The 16,560-nt window shown below is 47.3% G+C and carries 16 protein-coding genes and 1 pseudogene; 16 read left to right on the top strand and 1 reads right to left on the bottom strand.

The genetic code is table 11. The features are described 5' to 3' along the window. The first annotated feature begins 124 nt into the window (after positions 1-124). From QD47_RS17765 to QD47_RS17725, 10 genes and pseudogenes are all read left to right on the top strand, one after another. Positions 125-1,375: a WD40/YVTN/BNR-like repeat-containing protein gene (locus QD47_RS17765; RefSeq protein WP_044647385.1), complete on the top strand. Its 1,251-nt coding sequence runs from the start codon at positions 125-127 to the stop codon at positions 1,373-1,375. Positions 1,376-1,576: 201 nt separating this feature from the next. Further along, positions 1,577-1,759, top strand: coding sequence for a hypothetical protein (locus QD47_RS17760; RefSeq protein WP_014281573.1), 183 nt, complete (start codon positions 1,577-1,579; stop codon positions 1,757-1,759). A 188-nt stretch (positions 1,760-1,947) separates the two neighbouring features. Further along, positions 1,948-2,343 carry a DUF2500 domain-containing protein gene (locus QD47_RS17755; RefSeq protein WP_014281575.1) on the top strand — a complete coding sequence of 132 codons (396 nt, stop codon included), beginning with the start codon at positions 1,948-1,950 and terminating at the stop codon, positions 2,341-2,343. Positions 2,344-2,382: 39 nt separating this feature from the next. Further along, a pseudogene (locus tag QD47_RS30915) lies at positions 2,383-2,633 on the top strand (SDR family oxidoreductase); the annotation flags it as partial. Between the two features lie 171 nt (positions 2,634-2,804). Continuing rightward, positions 2,805-3,227 (top strand): cell wall hydrolase, encoded by a 423-nt coding sequence (locus QD47_RS17750; RefSeq protein WP_044647384.1) that lies wholly within the window; start codon positions 2,805-2,807, stop codon positions 3,225-3,227. 52 nt (positions 3,228-3,279) lie between these two features. Further along, positions 3,280-3,741, top strand: a complete 462-nt coding sequence (gene gerQ, locus QD47_RS17745) for a spore coat protein GerQ (protein WP_044647383.1) — start codon at positions 3,280-3,282, stop codon at positions 3,739-3,741. A 395-nt stretch (positions 3,742-4,136) separates the two neighbouring features. After that, entirely contained in the window at positions 4,137-5,438 is a 1,302-nt protein-coding gene (locus tag QD47_RS17740) for a hemolysin family protein (protein ID WP_044647382.1), read from the top strand. A 231-nt stretch (positions 5,439-5,669) separates the two neighbouring features. Continuing rightward, on the top strand, positions 5,670-6,677 hold the full coding sequence (bioB, locus tag QD47_RS17735) for a biotin synthase BioB (protein WP_044647381.1): 1,008 nt from the start codon (positions 5,670-5,672) through the stop codon (positions 6,675-6,677). 36 nt (positions 6,678-6,713) lie between these two features. After that, entirely contained in the window at positions 6,714-7,832 is a 1,119-nt protein-coding gene (locus QD47_RS17730) for a glycerol dehydrogenase (protein WP_044647380.1), read from the top strand. 244 nt (positions 7,833-8,076) lie between these two features. Next, positions 8,077-8,568: a hypothetical protein gene (locus tag QD47_RS17725; RefSeq protein ID WP_044647379.1), complete on the top strand. Its 492-nt coding sequence runs from the start codon at positions 8,077-8,079 to the stop codon at positions 8,566-8,568. A 77-nt stretch (positions 8,569-8,645) separates the two neighbouring features. Here the strand turns inward: QD47_RS17725 and QD47_RS17720 are convergent, their stop codons facing one another. After that, the gene (locus tag QD47_RS17720) at positions 8,646-9,878 is read right to left on the bottom strand and encodes an aminopeptidase (protein WP_044647378.1); all 1,233 of its coding nucleotides are present in this window, start codon (positions 9,876-9,878) and stop codon (positions 8,646-8,648) included. Between the two features lie 163 nt (positions 9,879-10,041). Here QD47_RS17720 and QD47_RS17715 point away from each other — a divergent pair, with 163 nt between their 5' ends. From QD47_RS17715 to fumC, 6 genes are all read left to right on the top strand, one after another. After that, positions 10,042-10,338 (top strand): hypothetical protein, encoded by a 297-nt coding sequence (locus QD47_RS17715; RefSeq protein WP_044647377.1) that lies wholly within the window; start codon positions 10,042-10,044, stop codon positions 10,336-10,338. A gap of 134 nt (positions 10,339-10,472) precedes the next feature. After that, on the top strand, positions 10,473-11,276 hold the full coding sequence (locus QD47_RS17710; RefSeq protein ID WP_044647376.1) for an MBL fold metallo-hydrolase: 804 nt from the start codon (positions 10,473-10,475) through the stop codon (positions 11,274-11,276). Between the two features lie 136 nt (positions 11,277-11,412). Then, positions 11,413-12,432, top strand: coding sequence for an aldose 1-epimerase (locus QD47_RS17705; RefSeq protein WP_044647375.1), 1,020 nt, complete (start codon positions 11,413-11,415; stop codon positions 12,430-12,432). 187 nt (positions 12,433-12,619) lie between these two features. After that, positions 12,620-13,330: a FadR/GntR family transcriptional regulator gene (locus QD47_RS17700; RefSeq protein ID WP_044647374.1), complete on the top strand. Its 711-nt coding sequence runs from the start codon at positions 12,620-12,622 to the stop codon at positions 13,328-13,330. Positions 13,331-13,429: 99 nt separating this feature from the next. Then, positions 13,430-14,974 (top strand): 2-isopropylmalate synthase, encoded by a 1,545-nt coding sequence (locus QD47_RS17695; protein WP_044647373.1) that lies wholly within the window; start codon positions 13,430-13,432, stop codon positions 14,972-14,974. 161 nt (positions 14,975-15,135) lie between these two features. After that, on the top strand, positions 15,136-16,524 hold the full coding sequence (gene fumC, locus QD47_RS17690; protein ID WP_044647372.1) for a class II fumarate hydratase: 1,389 nt from the start codon (positions 15,136-15,138) through the stop codon (positions 16,522-16,524). Positions 16,525-16,560: the final 36 nt, after the last annotated feature.

Below are 16,560 nucleotides of genomic sequence, written 5' to 3'. Positions count from 1 at the left end.
AGGGTGACCGGTTTTTTTGTATGAGTGCGCGAAAAGTGTCACATAAGGTCGTTTATGGTATAATTCTGTTTCAGATAAGGTTGTGGCACGGGATTACCGCATGCCATCGAGGGAGGATCTTTATATGAAACTGCGCTGGCGTGCGCTCCTGGGGGGAGTATTGCTGCTGACAGGTATCCTGCTGGCTGGCTGTTCTTCCGAACCCGCAGAAACCGTAACCAAACCTCCGGTTGAGGAACCGGATGACCAGGGACAAACGATAACTATTAATCCACCATTGACGCCGAAGGTGGGCGATCCCAATGCCAAATATGTAGTTCAGACACGAATAGCTGATTTCCATCTGATTGATAATACCAAAGGTTTCGTTTGGGGAGTTACTCGTAATGAGCTTCGGCTCTATTATACGCATGATGGTGGAAATACCTGGAATAATATTTCTCCTTCCGAAAACGTTCAATTTCAAGACAAGCTTGGATATGGGAAGGATATTAGCTTTACCGATTCCCGGCATGGATGGGTTGTCCGTCAAAATCTGGACAAAACCGCAACCGTCATCCTCAGAACCGCTGATGGGGGACAAAGCTGGGATATTTCAGCGCTCCCAAGCGGGGAGCATGTGAGCGCGATACAATATGTAAATCCATCTACCGGATGGATTATGGCGTCTACAAACCTGAATGAGCAGGATCAACAAAAGTTGTTGTATCATACCACTGATGGAGGGGCCACATGGAAGAAGGTTGCGCAAAGTTCTGGCATGTCATCCAATGAGTCAAGCTCGGGCCTGCCCGATCAGGGCAGCATGGCAGGAATGAGCTTTGATGGCAACAAGCAGGGTTTTGTTGCGATTAATCTGGATAGCAAAGTTAAGCTTTATAAGACTTCGAATCAAGGGAAGACTTGGACCCCGGTAGCCAGCAAGATGCAGGGTTGTCCTCAAGCAGAAGCCGAAGCTCCGCAGTCTTTTAAAGGAAATAGTTCCTCGTATTGGATTCCTGTTCTCTGTTATTTAGACAGCGGTACAAAGTATAGCGGACTGTTTACTGATGATGCAGGCATGCAATGGAACAATGTGTCTTTGGGGCTGACCAGTAAAAGAAACTCCGTTATTCCCGGCCGCACTTTTCTAAATGATAAGGAAGGGTGGATCGTAACCCCAACCGGAGTGAAGCGAACGATGGACGGGGGCAAGACGTGGACAACCCTTACTGGCAGCAAAGTATTGCCATCGAAGCTAGAGGATTACCCGCGATCGGTCAAGCTCCGGTTCGCTTCTTCTACGGTAGGGTGGCTGCTTCTGGAACGATTGGACGACAAGAAATCACTGTTACTTAAAACGACGGATGGCGGTGCCAACTGGAGGATCCTATAGCCCTTCACCAGAGCGATTGCCCTGTGCTTTTTTTCCTAATTTTGCACGTCCTCAAAAGGCCATGCAGATACAGGAAAGAGGCACAGGGCGTTTTATTTTTAAAAAACTTAAATTTTATACGACAATATGTGAAAAAAATCACAATCTATCGGATGAGCCGCTGTTATACTGAACCTGTAAACAACGATAGGAGTGATAATCATGAGAGCGAATCAGGATCATATGTTAACCCAATACTACCTTCAATTTTGTTACACTTGCCAGGATGCCTACGGTTGCACGACTGAAGAGGATTGTAAGCAGTGTGCAGAACGTTACGCCGAAACAGAAGAAAATGAAGTACTGGATGAAACACAACGTTATCTCCAGCTTGTACATGTATAAACAGATGCATCATTCTGATATCGCCATATGTTGAGCCTCCCGGATCATTCCGTGGAGGCTCTTGGCGTTCTTGAGGGTTGCTATCAAATTTGGGCAGGAACGTACATATACTATTACAGAAAGCTTAGGTCATGTGAGGATGCCCGGCTGTTTCCCTGTGGAATGCCTGGCGGAGAGGAGTGCGGTGCATGGGATTTGAGTCATTATGGATGTTCGATTGGCTGGGTACGGTACTGCCCGTATTTTTCGTAGTCGTGTTGGGTATTGTCGTACTGTCTGCGGGCAAGGAAGTCATGGAATGGAGCCGGAATAAAAGGCAGCCTGTATTGACGGTCGGTTCCCGAATTACGGCCAGAAGGACACATCTCCAACAGAGGCGGCAGGAGGAACAAGGGACTCGTACCTATACTTTCTATTATGTAACCTTCGAGGTGGAGAGTGGCGACCGGATGGAGTTTAAGGTGAGCGGGGAAGAATATGGTCAATGTGCCGAGGGAGATGAGGGGCGGCTTACCTTTCAGGGTACACGGTACATCGGGTTCCAGCGTCTCAATCGCTATAGCTTGGAACAGGTTAAAATGTAGACAGCAGCTTATTCTCCCATTCATTCATGGGCAGCCCCTGAAGCCTATGCGGCGTCCAAAGGAGCCATTGCAGCCCTTACACACGCGATGGCCATATCGCTAGGAAAGGATGGAATCCGGGTCAACTACGCCTCGAAGACCATCAGCAGCATCCATCCGGTCGAGTGGGAATTCCTGCCGACATCGCGCGGGCGTGTCTGTATTTGACCCAGTCCGGCAACGACTTTGTTACAGGCACGAATCTGGTTGTAGATGGCGGCATGACGCGAAAAATGATTTATAAGCCCTGAAAATTAGGCTGAACATGGGCGAACTTAATTTTTATATAAGGATACGTTACTGTAGGATAGTCCCGAATTTCGGGGCTATTTTTTTGTCTATTTTTTTTGCTGTCGCTGTCACCCATTGGGCATTTGTACCATACGATACGATATATGATTGAGCAGTAAGGAGGGGAGACGTTGGCTGTTATTAATGTCAACTCAGAGGATGTAAGGACACTGGCCCGGCTTATGCGAGCAGAGGCCGAAGGAGAAGGGGAGCAGGGAATGCTCATGGTCGGCAATGTCGGTGTTAATCGGATTTTGGCCAATTGTCTGGATTTTCAGGGAATTCGCCTCATGAATGACATGGTGTTTCAAAGTCCCGGCGGATTTGAAGCTACCCAAAAGGGGTACTTTTATCAAAGAGCCCGTGACCGTGACATTCGTCTTGCCCGGCGTGTCATTAATGGGGAAAAGATTCGCCCGGCTTCGAATGCATTGTGGTTTTTCAGACCTTCCGGGGACTGTCCGGATACCTGGTATAACCAGACTAACACCGGCCGTTACAAGGCCCATTGCTTCTTTAGTCCAACTGCACAGGATTGCCCTGCCGTCTATTAACGCGAAACAACATGAGTGTGGATGATTTAAAACCATTTTAGGAGGAATTAAAATGATTTCACAGCAAGCTTACCGTCCTGTCTCTTATCCTGCTGGCGGCGGGTTTCCCGAATGGCCTAGGTTGGCTCCAATGGGAACCATGCAGCCCATGCAGCCCATGAGCGGCTTTCCCCTTCAAGTCAATAGTGGTAGCGCAATGACACCGACTGGCACAGTGGTACAGACTCAGACTCCACAATATGAGCAATCTTATATTGAAAATATTTTGCGTCTGAATCTGGGCAAAACAGGTACTTTTTATATGACCTATGAAAATAACCGGGAATGGAACGCAAAAATTTTCAAGGGTATTTTGGAAGCGGCTGGTCGTGACCACATTATTATCAGTGATCCTTCTACTGGAAGACGCACCATTCTGTTGATGGTGAATCTGGACTATGCGACTTTTGATGAGCCGCTGTTGTACCAATATCCTGGCGTCATGGGTAATCCGGGCTCGTCCCCGGTTCGCTGATGTCTTCATATATATAGTTTATTCCCCAATCCTCTGCCTTACGGCGGGGGATTTATTTTATTTATATTCTTTCTCAAATATAGTAGCTTCCCTTGTGGTAAAGGCGGAAAATGGCGATTTTCGGTCAAAATGACCGCGTTAGCCGATTTTTCTGACATACCTTGCGGATTGACTGTGTAGTGTATAACTATATAATTGAATATAAGCTGATGAATGGCTTCGTCATTCATGCGAAAATATGGCTTGTAAAAGCCGGAAGGAGTGAATGTGTTGGGAAGTTGACGCTGCTTATGATGTGTTATCGTTCTGTCTATGATGAAACTATCCGAAGGAGGTGCGCCTGTCTGCCGTAATGACGGCTGACGGGGAGCATATTGAGTGACCCTTTACCGAGTATGTTTAACTTATTTATTGTTTTTGCATTAGTATTATTAAACGGTTTTTTTGTATCTGCAGAATTTGCAATGGTGAAGGTCAGAAGCAGCCGTATTGAAGCATTGGTAGAGGCGGGTAACAAAAAAGCTGTATATGCCGCGAATATGTTACACAATTTGGACGCTTATCTGTCTGCCTGCCAGTTGGGCATTACACTGGCTTCGCTGGGACTGGGGTGGATCGGAGAGCCGGCCATTGCACATTTGATCGAACCTGTATTTACCGCCGCCGGGCTAGGACCGGTATATGTACACGGTACTGCCGTGGTCATTGCATTTATTGTGATTACGATTCTGCATATTGTGCTGGGTGAATTGGCGCCCAAAACAATAGCCATTCGTAAAGCTGAAACCATTACGCTGTATTCGGCCATGCTGATGACTTGGTTTTACAAGCTGATGTATCCATTCATATGGGCGTTGAATGGCATGGCGAACAGCCTGCTGCGTTTATTCCGTCTGGAGCCGGTATCTGAATATGACGATTCCGCTCATACGGGGGATGAAATACGCATTCTGATGAAAGAAAGCAATAAGAGCGGACTAATTGATAATACGGAATTGGCGCTTGTTGATAATATATTTGATTTTACCGACACGACCGCCAGGGAAATCATGATTCCGCGTACCGAGATGATTTGTCTGTACAGCAATGAGTCCACAGAGGAAAATCTCGCGATTGCGACGGAAAGCATGAGAACGCGTTATCCAATCTGTGCCGATGACAAGGACCATATTATCGGCTTTATCCATATTAAGGATCTTCTGCGGGCAAACAAACTGGATACCCGTACGATGATCCGCCCGATTCTTGCCGTTCCTGAATCTACGCAAATTAGCGATTTGCTCAAACGCATGCAGCGTAGCAAGACACAAATTGCGATTCTGATTGATGAATACGGTGGTACCTCAGGTATGGTGACGCTGGAGGATATTATGGAAGAGATCGTTGGTGAAATTCAGGATGAGTTCGATCAGGAGCGTCCGGGTTGTGAGCAGATTAATGACGAGGAATTTTCCATTGACGGTATGCTGTTAATTGATGAAGTGAATGATCGCTTTGGACTGAATCTGGATCATGAGGATTATGATACAGTAGGGGGCTGGCTGTACTCGCATGTTGAGGTCATCCCGCCACAGCCGGGTCAGTCTGTAGAATTTGAAGGTTGTCAGTTCGTTGTAGAAGAAATCGAGAACAAGCGGATTTCACGTATTCGGCTGTTGAAGCAGCCAATCCTTATGGAGGAAGCCGGAGTCTCGTAAATCAGAAAAAAGAGTAGACATTCTATAATTGAATAATCCTTGAAGCGACCCTTGAACGATAGAGGGCCGCTTTTTTTGATTTTGGCTTCTTTACACATAAGACATGAATTGATATGATGTCTGTATCATTGTCAACCTATTATAAATTAATTTGGTTGACAATTAAAAAGGGAATTTCTCCTGAGAAACGTATCTGTTTACATGCTCATTTAAATTAGGGAGGTACAAAGTATGAAATGGTCCAATGAGGTTACGGATTGGTACTCGCTGGCAGAAAAAGCGATCCACGGCAGCAATTTGACGCTGGAAGAAGGATTGGCGGTGCTGGAAGCGGACAATGAGGAAATCTTACCGATTATGCAAGCTGCATTTCATGTGCGTCATCATTTTTACGGTAAAAAGGTAAAACTCAACATGATTATGAATGCCAAAAGCGGTCTGTGCCCGGAGGATTGCGGCTATTGCTCACAATCCATCGTATCCACGGCACCTGTCAGCAAATACAGTATGCTGGACAAGGAGTCTCTGCTGGCCGGAGCCCGTGAAGCGTTAGCGAGGAAAGCAGGTACATATTGTATCGTAGCTTCCGGTAAGGGCCCAACCAATCAAGAGCTGGATCAGGTAATTGAGGCGGTACAGGAAATTACCAGTACGATGCCACTTAAAATTTGTGTGTGTCTGGGGATTCTTAAAGCAGATCAGGCCCGCCGGTTGGCAGAGGCGGGAGTCCATCGTTACAATCACAATTTAAATACGAGCAAGGCCAACTATCCGTCCATTACAACCACACATACATACGACCAACGTGTCGAAACGGTTAAAATGGCTCAATCTCACGGGATGTCACCCTGCTCCGGCGTGATTATCGGAATGGGGGAAACGAATGAGGAAATTGTCCAAATGGGTTATGCGTTACGAGAACTCGGTGCCGACTCCATTCCGGTTAACTTCCTGAATCCGATCCCCGGAACCCCGCTGGAAGGAACAAAGCGCACATCTCCGATCAGAGCATTAAAGGTACTGGCGCTGTTTCGGTTCATTTGTCCATCCAAGGAAATTCGTGTCGCAGGCGGACGGGAGCTGAATTTGGGAACACTGCAACCCTTATCCCTGTATGCAGCCAACTCGATTTTCGTAGGCGATTATTTAACGACAGATGGACAAGAAGTCACAGCCGATCATCAAATGATTGAAGATCTGGGGTTTGAAATTGAGATGTGTGCCCTTTCAGCCGTATAATAGGAATTGTACAAACTTGGAAGGGAGAGTTGAACGATGAGTGAAAAGGTATTTATTAGTCCGGGTAAATATGTGCAAGGGAAAAATGTGATTGATAAAACGGGTGAATATGTCAAGCCATTAGGTCATACTGCTCTGGTTATTGCTGACAAGCTGGTATGGGGTATCGCAGCCGACCGGGTAGTGAAAAGTCTGGAACAAGCGGGGCTTGCTTCGGTAAAGGTGGAGTTTCAAGGGGAAGCGTCCAAAAATGAAGTGAACCGTATTGCTGATCAGGGACGAAGCGGGCATGTCGATATTGTCATTGGTGTAGGCGGCGGCAAGACGCTGGATACTGCCAAGGCGGTTAATGAGGTGCTAGGTTCCTCGGTTGTGATTATTCCAACGACAGCCTCTACGGATGCTCCGACCAGTGCGCTATCTGTCTTGTACACGGATGAGGGCGCATTTGATACGTATTCTTTTTTCAGTAAAAATCCAAGCTTGATCCTGGTTGACACGAAGGTTATTTCCCAAGCACCGCCATTGTTCCTCTCTTCTGGCATTGCGGATGCGATGGCAACATGGATTGAAGCTCGAGCGGTTATCGAGGCTCGGGCTACAACGATGGCTGGTGGCTTGCCAACCTTGGCAGCCGAAGCGATTGCGGCCAAGTGCGAAGAGGTTCTATTCGATTACGGACTGCAAGCTTATGAATCCGTGAAGCGCAAAGTGGTTACACCTGCGCTTGAAGCAGTGGTGGAAGCTAATACGCTGCTGAGTGGGCTAGGATTCGAAAGTGGTGGCTTGGCAGGCGCACATGCGATACACAACGGTTTTACCGTGCTGGAAGGGGATATTCATCATCTGACGCATGGTCAGAAGGTGGCTTTCGGTACGTTGGTACAGCTTGCGCTGGAAAAAAGACCTTTGGCCGAAGTGGAACGGTATATCGATTTTTATCTGAAGCTGGATCTGCCCGTCACACTGGAGGACGTCAAGCTCCAGGAAGCCTCCCGCGAGGATCTGTACCGTGTAGCTCAGGCGGCGACGAAAGAAGGCGAAACCGCTCACAACCTGCCATTTGCTGTAACGGCGGACGATGTGCTGGATGCGATTTTAGCCGCTGACCAGTATTCCCTTGCTTACAAAGCTAAAATTGGACAAACGAACTAACACCAATACAATATGAAATACACGAAGAGGTCGCTAATAAGCGGCCTTTTTCCATTATTTAACTTGCAGCTTATGTTATGATTTTTACAGTACATAAATGAGCATTTTGCAACAATCCCAAGAGCGATTACAAATCAGCAATATTGTACTTTCAAGCGTTGGGAATCGAATGATGCAACATGCTGAATTAGGAAATGTCGGAAGTATATCTACGGCTACCCTAAAATTTGAGAGGAGTAGAGCAATGGCAAAATGGAATGTAGAAGATAATGGAACTCAGTATGAAATTGAGTACAAGCGTAGCCTCGGCGGAGGGAAAATTATTGTGAATGGAAGCGTACAGAAGGTTAAAAGCCAGAATGCTTTTTTGAATTTGGTCGATTTCCCCATCAGATTGACGAATAAAGCTGTAAATGTTGTCGTCATCGGCAACAAAGCGGATTTGGCCGTGGATGGCGTATATCTGGGTTCCAATCAGCCTTACGTGCCTGTGGCTAAAGTTCCCGGCTGGAGTTGGGCTTTTGTTGTGGTCAGCTTGGTTATAGGATTGCTATTTTCGGGGATCTTTGGTGTGTGTATAGGAATATTGGGCAGCATGTTTTATGTAAAATCTTCTTTATCCATGCACCAATCCACGAATCGAAGAATCATAAGCTGCCTTATTGTCTTTTTAATCATCAGCATAGTGCAAGTTGTCTTTGGAATTACAGTGAATCAGTGGCTTCGTAATTTGTAAAACATCTGTGATTTAACCCGTTGAATGAAGAAAAAAGGCTCCTCCGCATGAAAGCGACGTGAGCCTTTTTTGTCTTTTTAGATCGCCCAATTTCCTTTGCGGAAGATGGGCTCCTCAGTACCGTCCTCGGTGACGCCGTTAATGTCCATTTCCCCTGAGCCGATCATAAAATCGACGTGCGTCAGACTGGAATTCAGGCCGTTGGCAGCCAACTGCTCCTGAGTCATGTCCTTTCCGCCTTTGAGGTTAAATGCATAGGCATTGCCAATCGCCAGATGATTGGAGGCATTTTCATCAAACAACGTATTATAGAACAAAATGTTCTTATTCGAAATGGGGGACTGGTGAGGCACAAGAGCGACTTCGCCCAAGTAGTGGGAGCCTTCATCCATTTCAACGAGATGCTGAAGAGTCTCCAAACCTGTTTCAGCCTGCACATCTACAATGCGCCCGTTTTCAAAGGTCAGTGTAAAGTTGTCGATAATATTTCCGCTGTAGCTGAGCGGCTTGGTACTGCTTACTTTGCCGTTCACTCCGGTTTTGAGCGGAGCAGTAAATACTTCTTCGGTAGGCATATTGGCTACGAAGGTGTGTCCCTGCTGATTGACGCTTTCGGCTGCAACCCACAGGTGCTCTTTAGCCAATTCGATGGTCAGATCAGTGCCTGGGGCCAAATAATGCAGCTTTTTATAGCGTTTGGCATTCAAAATATCTGATTTGCTGGAGAGTGTTTTCAAATGCTCTTTCCAAGCTTCTACCGGATTATCGAGATCTACACGCACGGTGCTGAAAATGGCTTCCCACAGCTTATCCATTTGTTCAGAAGCTGGCAGATTCGGGAATACTTTAGCAGCCCACTCTTCAGAAGGGTAAGCAATCAGAGCCCAACTGAATTTATCGGCCATTTGAAGTTCACGGTATTGGCGCAATTCATTTGAACGTACGCGTTGGGCCGCAGTAATTCGACTCGATGGGATACCTTGAAGCAAATCCGGATTTTCTGCTAAGATATGCAGTACTGCTGCACCGTTCTCGACCTCTTCGGTCAGTTCGGCCGCATACCATTTGGGAGGAATATTAAAAGTCTCATCAGGAGCCAGTTCATATTGTAGGCGAGTAATGGTTTCGTCGCTCCATTTTACCTTGACCAGCTTGGCTCCGACGGTATACGCGGATTTGACGATTAGCCGCACAAGTTCAGCGGACAGGATGGGAGCATGAACGATGAGTGTTTGCCCGGGCTGGACATTAGTAGCCACCCTAACGGCTAACTCGGCATATTTTTGCAATTTTTGTTGAAAATCTGACATGTAACTTTCCTCCATTTCACGAAAAGGCCCTTTACAGGGCTTGGGGTTGCCTGCGCAGTTTTTTGCAAATTCCACACACGGCTTATATATTGTACAATGTAACGAAAAGGTTCACAAATTAGTTTTGGTACATTTTGGGGAAGATGAAAGGGCGGATAGATGAATGACTGATCAAAATGCATCTCAGGAAGTAAAAGAAGTACATATTCAACAGGCACAAATGACTAGAGATGAGAATGGTGCATACTTGGGTCAGGTCGTGTTTGGAGTAGATAGACAGACTTCTGTATACGAAATTACGTTCCATAGCAAAAGGGGCAAGGAGTGGGATTACAGTCTTCATTTTGCAGGCGAGCCACGCGTAGAGGAAGAGATGCTGCGTATGGATGCCTGGATTGAAGAGAATGATGATTTGTTTGATTATTTGCTTGATGCGGCTTGGAGTAAATTACCCGAGTAATGTAAACATGGTCTATTTTCGTGACAAGCGGATTATATTTAGCAGTGTCCGCATAATGCATAATCTGCCGACATGGGGGAAGCCTATAGGTCGATAATGACAGCAAATTCCATGTGAATGGGGAGGATGACGGTTTGGCAAATCATCTGTTCACCGAAGGAATGACAGCAAATGAAGAGGCTGCTCCCGATCTTCTGAGCTTACGGACGCTGTTTGTAAATGTGTGTTTTATCGGGGAGCCGGGAAGTCGATCTTGGGTACTGGTGGATACGGGGATGGCGGGGTTTACAGACTCGATTATTCGCTTGGCTGAGGAACGGTTCGCTAGCCCTCCCGTTGCTATTGTGCTCACTCATGGGCATTTTGATCATGTGGGATCGGTCATTGAGTTGGTTCAGCATTGGGGTACCCCTGTGTATGCGCACCCGCTGGAGCTTCCTTACTTGACAGGGATGAAGGATTACCAACAACCTGATCCCAGTGTGGGTGGAGGTCTGCTGTCGAGCGTTTCCTTTTTATATCCCAATGATGCCATTGATCTGGATGATCGCATCACCCGTCTGCCAGAGGATGGCAGTGTGCCCGGTGCGCCTGGTTGGAAGTGGCTGCATACACCTGGACATACGCCGGGTCACATATCGCTTTTTCATGAACGCAGACGGTTGCTGGTAGCCGGAGATGCTTTTATTACCGTAAAACAGGAATCGGCGCTGGCGGTTATTTTACAGGAAAAAGAAATACACGGTCCGCCTGCATATTTTACGACAGATTGGCAGGCTGCGCAGCGGTCAGTAGAACTGCTGTCCGGTTTAAAGCCGGAGATCGCCGTTACGGGACACGGTCACTATATGCAGGGAAATGAGCTGACGACCCAGTTGGAACGACTGGCGGAGGATTTTGAGCATACGGCTGTACCCAAGCAGGGGCGCTATGTGTAGTGACTTGGAAAGGACGATGCCTTACGGGGCATCGTTTTTTTGTGTTGGCATGGAATTTTTTTGCTCAGCATGGTATAGTCAAGCCAAAAGCTAAACGCTTTCATTTATCATCGTCATTCATCAAGGAGGATTTTTGATGACACATCAGCATGCTGCAATTGGTGACCTTTATTATGGAATACCAGCGATTCGCCTTAAATTCGGGCGTTATGAAGCGGTAGCCCTGCCGGGAAACGGCGCAAATCTGATTTCTTTTCGTGACAATGAGACGGGATATTCATTTCTTCGTGAGCCGGAAGCTGACAGCATAGAGGCTTTTAAACAAAGTCCGTCAGTCTATGGGATTCCTTTCCTGTATCCTCCGAATCGGTATGAGGATGGCAAATTCCTGTGGAATGGAGTTACATATGAACTGCCCATCAATGAAACGGCCACCCACAACCATTTGCACGGTTTTTTACACACCGTCCGGTGGGAGGTTGAGGACTATGGATCTGGAGAACAGGGCAGCTATGTGGTAATGAATCAGCATGTGAGGGAAGGACACCCCATGTTCCACTATTTACCGTTCACCTTTACCATCAAGCTGACGTACAGCCTGGATGAATTTGGACTGCATCAGCGTTATGTGATCCACAACGAGGGTGATCAGCCGATTCCAAACCTGTATGCCTTTCACACGGCAATTCGGGTTCCATTCGTACCGGATAGTTCGCCGGAAGACTACAAAATTAAGGTTACTATCGGTGAGCGTCGCGAGCTGACGGAGCGGTTGTTAGCCACAGGACAGCTCCAGCCATTGTCACCGGAAGAGGAACTGCTGAAGACAACGGGAGTGAGTCCTTATTTTGCCTCCATGGATAATCATTACACGGCAGCTCCGCAAAATGGACGCAACTATATGGAGCTGACACACAGTAAGACAGGCGCCACTCTCGTATACGATGTAGGCACGGCCTATAAGCATTGGATGATCTGGAATAACAAAGCGAACAAGGAATTCATCTGTCCTGAGCCGCAAATGAACATGATCAATGCACCGAATCGTCCGGACTTGCCTGCGGAGGAGATCGGGTTGATTGCGCTTGCTCCAGGCCATATTTTTGAAGCAACCAGCCGTTTATATTGTGTCATACCTGCACAATCGAAATCCTAGTCTTAGTCTATATTTTATCGAAATAAGCCTGTATCGTGTCCAACGGTGCGGGCTTTATTTTGTTGATAGGAGAGGTGGAGAAGACAAATATTACAGGCAGAAGTCTGTTTAGTGAGGAAAGGAACATGAAAAACAGGTTGCAGGATGACAAGCCGCCATAGTATGATACGAAACAGGAGATGATCAGATGAATCAGGAAATGGTGCCTTTTCAAGCCGTCAAACGCAAGCAAATCGCTGATGAAGTGGCTGAACAGCTGCAACGAAAAATAGCTGCTGGTGAATGGGATGTGGGTACAAAAATTCCGACAGAGCCTGAGCTGATGAAGCTTTTTGGAGTGGGGCGTTCCACAGTGCGTGAAGCGGTCAGCGTTCTCGTACATGCCGGTCTATTAGAGAAAAAACAAGGACACGGAACCTTTGTCTGCCAACCGACGACTTCCCAGGAGCCTCTGGATTACCGACTGAGTCGCGCTGAAATTATTGAGGTCTATGAAGTACGGAGTGTGTTGGAGCTGGAAATTGCCAGGCTGGCTGCGTTACGCCGTAAGGATGAGGATTTACGCTTGATGCGCGAGGCGCTGGACCGTCGTGCCGTGACATTGGCCGCTGGAGATTTGAACGGGTATCTGGATGCCGATATCACTTTTCACTTGGCTGTTGCCGGAGCTACACGTAATAAGGTGCTTACGGACGTATATCGCAGCTTTGTAGAGGCGATTCGGAAGGCACTGAAAAATCTCGTAACCGATCCGGCGATGCAAAATCCTTTTACACTTCAGCATGAGAAAATATATGAGGCGATCCGGGATCAGGATGCCAAAGCTGCCGAGCTGTACAGTATTCAGCATTTGGATGGCACCAAGCTGGAGCTGCAAAAGCACATGGGAAATTCATAATTTTTTTAATCTTAAACATCAGATGATCATATGAATAAAATGATTCGTAAATCTTTTATATCGAGCATCTCCTAAAATAAAACCAAAGGTGGGTTCTGTATGCGCAAAATATGGGTGTTGGACACAACGTTAAGAGATGGAGAACAAGCACCAGGAGTAAGCCTGACCAGCACAGAAAAGGTGGAAATTGCCCTTCAACTGCAAAAATTGGGCGTAGATCGGATTGAAACTGGTTTTCCGGCTACCTCGCCAGGTGAAATATTCAGCATGCAGGAGATTGCCAAACAGGTTACTAATTCAACCTTGGTTGGTTTTGCTCGGTCGAAAGAGCAGGATATAGATGCGGTTAGAGAGGCGCTGAGGGGAGCGGAGGACGCTTGTCTTCATCTTTTTCTGGCTACCTCACCCATTCACCGCCAGCACAAGCTGCGAATGGACAAGACGAAGGTACTGGAGACCGCAGCCGCAGCCATTCGTTATGGGCGCAAGTATTTTGACAAGGTGGAATTTTCGGCGGAGGATGCCAGCCGTACCGAGCTGGACTTTATTTGCGAGGTCGTGGATATGGCGATCCGTGCTGGAGCAACAGTCGTCAATCTGCCGGACACAGTGGGTTATGCTTCGCCGGATCAGTTCGGTGAAATGTTCAGAATCGTAAAAGCCCAAGTGCCCGGCATCGAAAAAATACAGCTCAGCACCCACTGTCATGATGATCTTGGCATGGCAACAGCTAACACACTCGCGGCCATCCGTAATGGTGTAGACCAATTTGAAGGCACAATCAATGGCATCGGGGAACGTGCCGGAAATACACCAGTGGAGGAGGTTGCGTTGGCTCTTGATACCAGAACCGAGCTTTATAATGCGCAAACCAGTCTGGTTCTGGAGGAATTGTATGCCACCAGTCGCTTGGTGAGCAAACGCACAGGGATGCCGGTACCGGGGAACAAGGCTATAGTTGGAGCCAATGCTTTTGCCCACGAGTCCGGTATACACCAGGACGGGATGCTTAAGGAGCGTACAACGTATGAGATCGTGCTCCCCGAGCGCATCGGCTTGAAGACAAGTAAGCTTGTACTTGGCAAGCACTCGGGTCGGCATGCGTTCAAGGAAAAGCTGGCGGACATGGGGTTTGGTGCTTTGACAGAGGAGCAGCTTCAGGAGGCGTTCCGAAAATTCAAAGCCTTGACGGACAAGAAAAAGCAGGTGCTGGATGAAGATCTGCTCGTCCTGATGGATGAGAGTCACAGTGCCTTGCCTCAAATTTACACGCTGGATTCCATCCAGGTATCCTATGGCAATCAGTCGGTTCCCGTAGCGTCTATTCGACTGATTAAACAGGATGGAACAGCTATTGATGAAGTGGCGATGGGAAACGGCTCCGTCGATGCAATTTTTCATGCTATAGACAAGGCCAGTAGTGAAGAAGTGGAACTGGAGGATTATTCGATCCAATCTGTAACATATGGTAAGGATGCACTGGGTGAAGTGCATGCTGTTCTGAGACAAGGAGAGTACACCGCCCGCGGAAGAGGCGCAAGTACAGATATTTTGGAAGCCAGCGCCAAAGCTTATATCGACGCGCTGAATAGGCTGCTGGGCAGAAAAGAAGTTCGCACTAAAGGCAATATCACCATTAGCTGAACCCAGGAGACTTGGTCTGTAGTTAACGATACATTCCTCCTCCAGCCTAATCGTAAAAAAGCGCTTGCAAAATATATGATAACCTTTGAAATTTAATGTATAATAGGCAAGGAAGTCACCATATTTTGTCTGAATTACATAGGCCAAGAGGAGGAAATGAGTTGAACTACCGCATCGAAAAAGATACATTGGGTGAAATCAAAGTACCGGCAGATCGTCTGTGGGGAGCGCAAACACAGCGCAGCAAGGAAAATTTCCCTATTGGCTCGGAGAAAATGCCATTAGAGGTTATTCAGGCTTTCGCAGTGCTCAAGAAGAGTGCAGCGATCAGCAATTATAAGTTGGGCAAGCTGTCACAGGAGAAGCAGGACGCCATTATTTATGCGGCGGACGAGATTCTTGCTGGACGGGTCGATGACCATTTCCCATTGGTCGTATGGCAGACAGGAAGCGGTACGCAATCCAATATGAATGTGAACGAAGTGATTGCTCATCTCGGAAGCCAGTGGCTGCAAGAGCAGGGACAGGATATGAAACTGCATCCTAATGACGATGTGAACATGTCGCAAAGCTCGAATGATACATTTCCGACGGCGCTTCATGTAGCGGGTGTCATTGCAGTGGAGGATCACTTGCTGCCTGCTATAGATAAGCTGAAAGAAACCTTCCAGCAGAAGTCAGAGCAATTTAAGGATATTATTAAAATCGGACGTACTCATTTGCAGGATGCCACGCCGCTTACTCTGGGTCAGGAAATCAGCGGCTGGTATGCCATGCTGGACAAAAGCAAGCGAATTATCATCGACACGGTGCAATATATGAAGGAGCTGGCGATAGGCGGTACAGCCGTGGGCACGGGTATTAACGCTCATCCGGAGTTCGGTGACCGAACCTCTGCGGAAATTTCCAGCTTCACTGGCAAAACGTTTACGTCCGCACCAAACAAATTCCATGCGCTGACCAGCCATGATGAAGTGGTTGCCGTACACGGAGCCGTTAAAGCGCTTGCTGCTGATTTGATGAAAATCGCCAATGATGTTCGCTGGCTGGCAAGTGGTCCGCGTAGCGGCTTGGGTGAAATCACGATTCCTGCTAACGAGCCGGGAAGCTCGATTATGCCGGGTAAGGTCAATCCGACCCAGAGCGAGGCACTTACGATGGTCGTAACGCAGGTCATGGGTAATGATGCAGCTATCGGCTTTGCTGCGAGTCAGGGCAATTTTGAACTGAACGTGTTTAAGCCAGTCATTATTTATAATTTCCTGCAATCTGTGAATCTGCTAGCGGATTCAATTGTAGCCTTTAATGACAACTGTGCGGTCGGTATTGAGCCGGATCTCACTAAAATTGAGCACAATTTGAACAATTCGCTGATGCTGGTGACAGCATTAAATCCGTATATCGGATATGAAAATGCGGCTAAAATCGCTAAACTTGCGCATGCGGAAGGGCTGTCTCTTAAAGAAGCGGCTCTCCGTAGTGGACTGCTGACTGAAGAGCAGTTCGACCAATATGTCGTACCAGCGAATATGATTCAGCCCAAAGCATAAAGCGCGGAGCTTTTGCAGCCCAAGCTATATAAAATC

Source organism: Paenibacillus terrae (genome assembly GCF_000943545.1).
GTDB classification, from domain to species: domain Bacteria; phylum Bacillota; class Bacilli; order Paenibacillales; family Paenibacillaceae; genus Paenibacillus; species Paenibacillus terrae_A.
Note: the sequence above shows the minus strand (reverse complement) of the source record. Positions and strands in the feature narration are given on the sequence as shown.

Bases quoted from the DNA above. Each gene is read 5' to 3' on its own strand.
- QD47_RS17765 (WP_044647385.1), top strand. From the start codon at position 125: ATGAAACTGCGCTGGCGTGCGCTCCTGGGGGGAGTATTGCTGCTGACA.
- QD47_RS17760 (WP_014281573.1), top strand. From the start codon at position 1,577: ATGAGAGCGAATCAGGATCATATGTTAACCCAATACTACCTTCAATTT.
- QD47_RS17755 (WP_014281575.1), top strand. From the start codon at position 1,948: ATGGGATTTGAGTCATTATGGATGTTCGATTGGCTGGGTACGGTACTG.
- gerQ (WP_044647383.1), top strand. From the start codon at position 3,280: ATGATTTCACAGCAAGCTTACCGTCCTGTCTCTTATCCTGCTGGCGGC.
- QD47_RS17740 (WP_044647382.1), top strand. From the start codon at position 4,137: ATGTTTAACTTATTTATTGTTTTTGCATTAGTATTATTAAACGGTTTT.
- bioB (WP_044647381.1), top strand. From the start codon at position 5,670: ATGAAATGGTCCAATGAGGTTACGGATTGGTACTCGCTGGCAGAAAAA.
- QD47_RS17730 (WP_044647380.1), top strand. From the start codon at position 6,714: ATGAGTGAAAAGGTATTTATTAGTCCGGGTAAATATGTGCAAGGGAAA.
- QD47_RS17725 (WP_044647379.1), top strand. From the start codon at position 8,077: ATGGCAAAATGGAATGTAGAAGATAATGGAACTCAGTATGAAATTGAG.
- QD47_RS17720 (WP_044647378.1), bottom strand. From the start codon at position 9,878: ATGTCAGATTTTCAACAAAAATTGCAAAAATATGCCGAGTTAGCCGTT.
- QD47_RS17715 (WP_044647377.1), top strand. From the start codon at position 10,042: ATGACTGATCAAAATGCATCTCAGGAAGTAAAAGAAGTACATATTCAA.
- QD47_RS17705 (WP_044647375.1), top strand. From the start codon at position 11,413: ATGACACATCAGCATGCTGCAATTGGTGACCTTTATTATGGAATACCA.
- QD47_RS17700 (WP_044647374.1), top strand. From the start codon at position 12,620: ATGAATCAGGAAATGGTGCCTTTTCAAGCCGTCAAACGCAAGCAAATC.
- QD47_RS17695 (WP_044647373.1), top strand. From the start codon at position 13,430: ATGCGCAAAATATGGGTGTTGGACACAACGTTAAGAGATGGAGAACAA.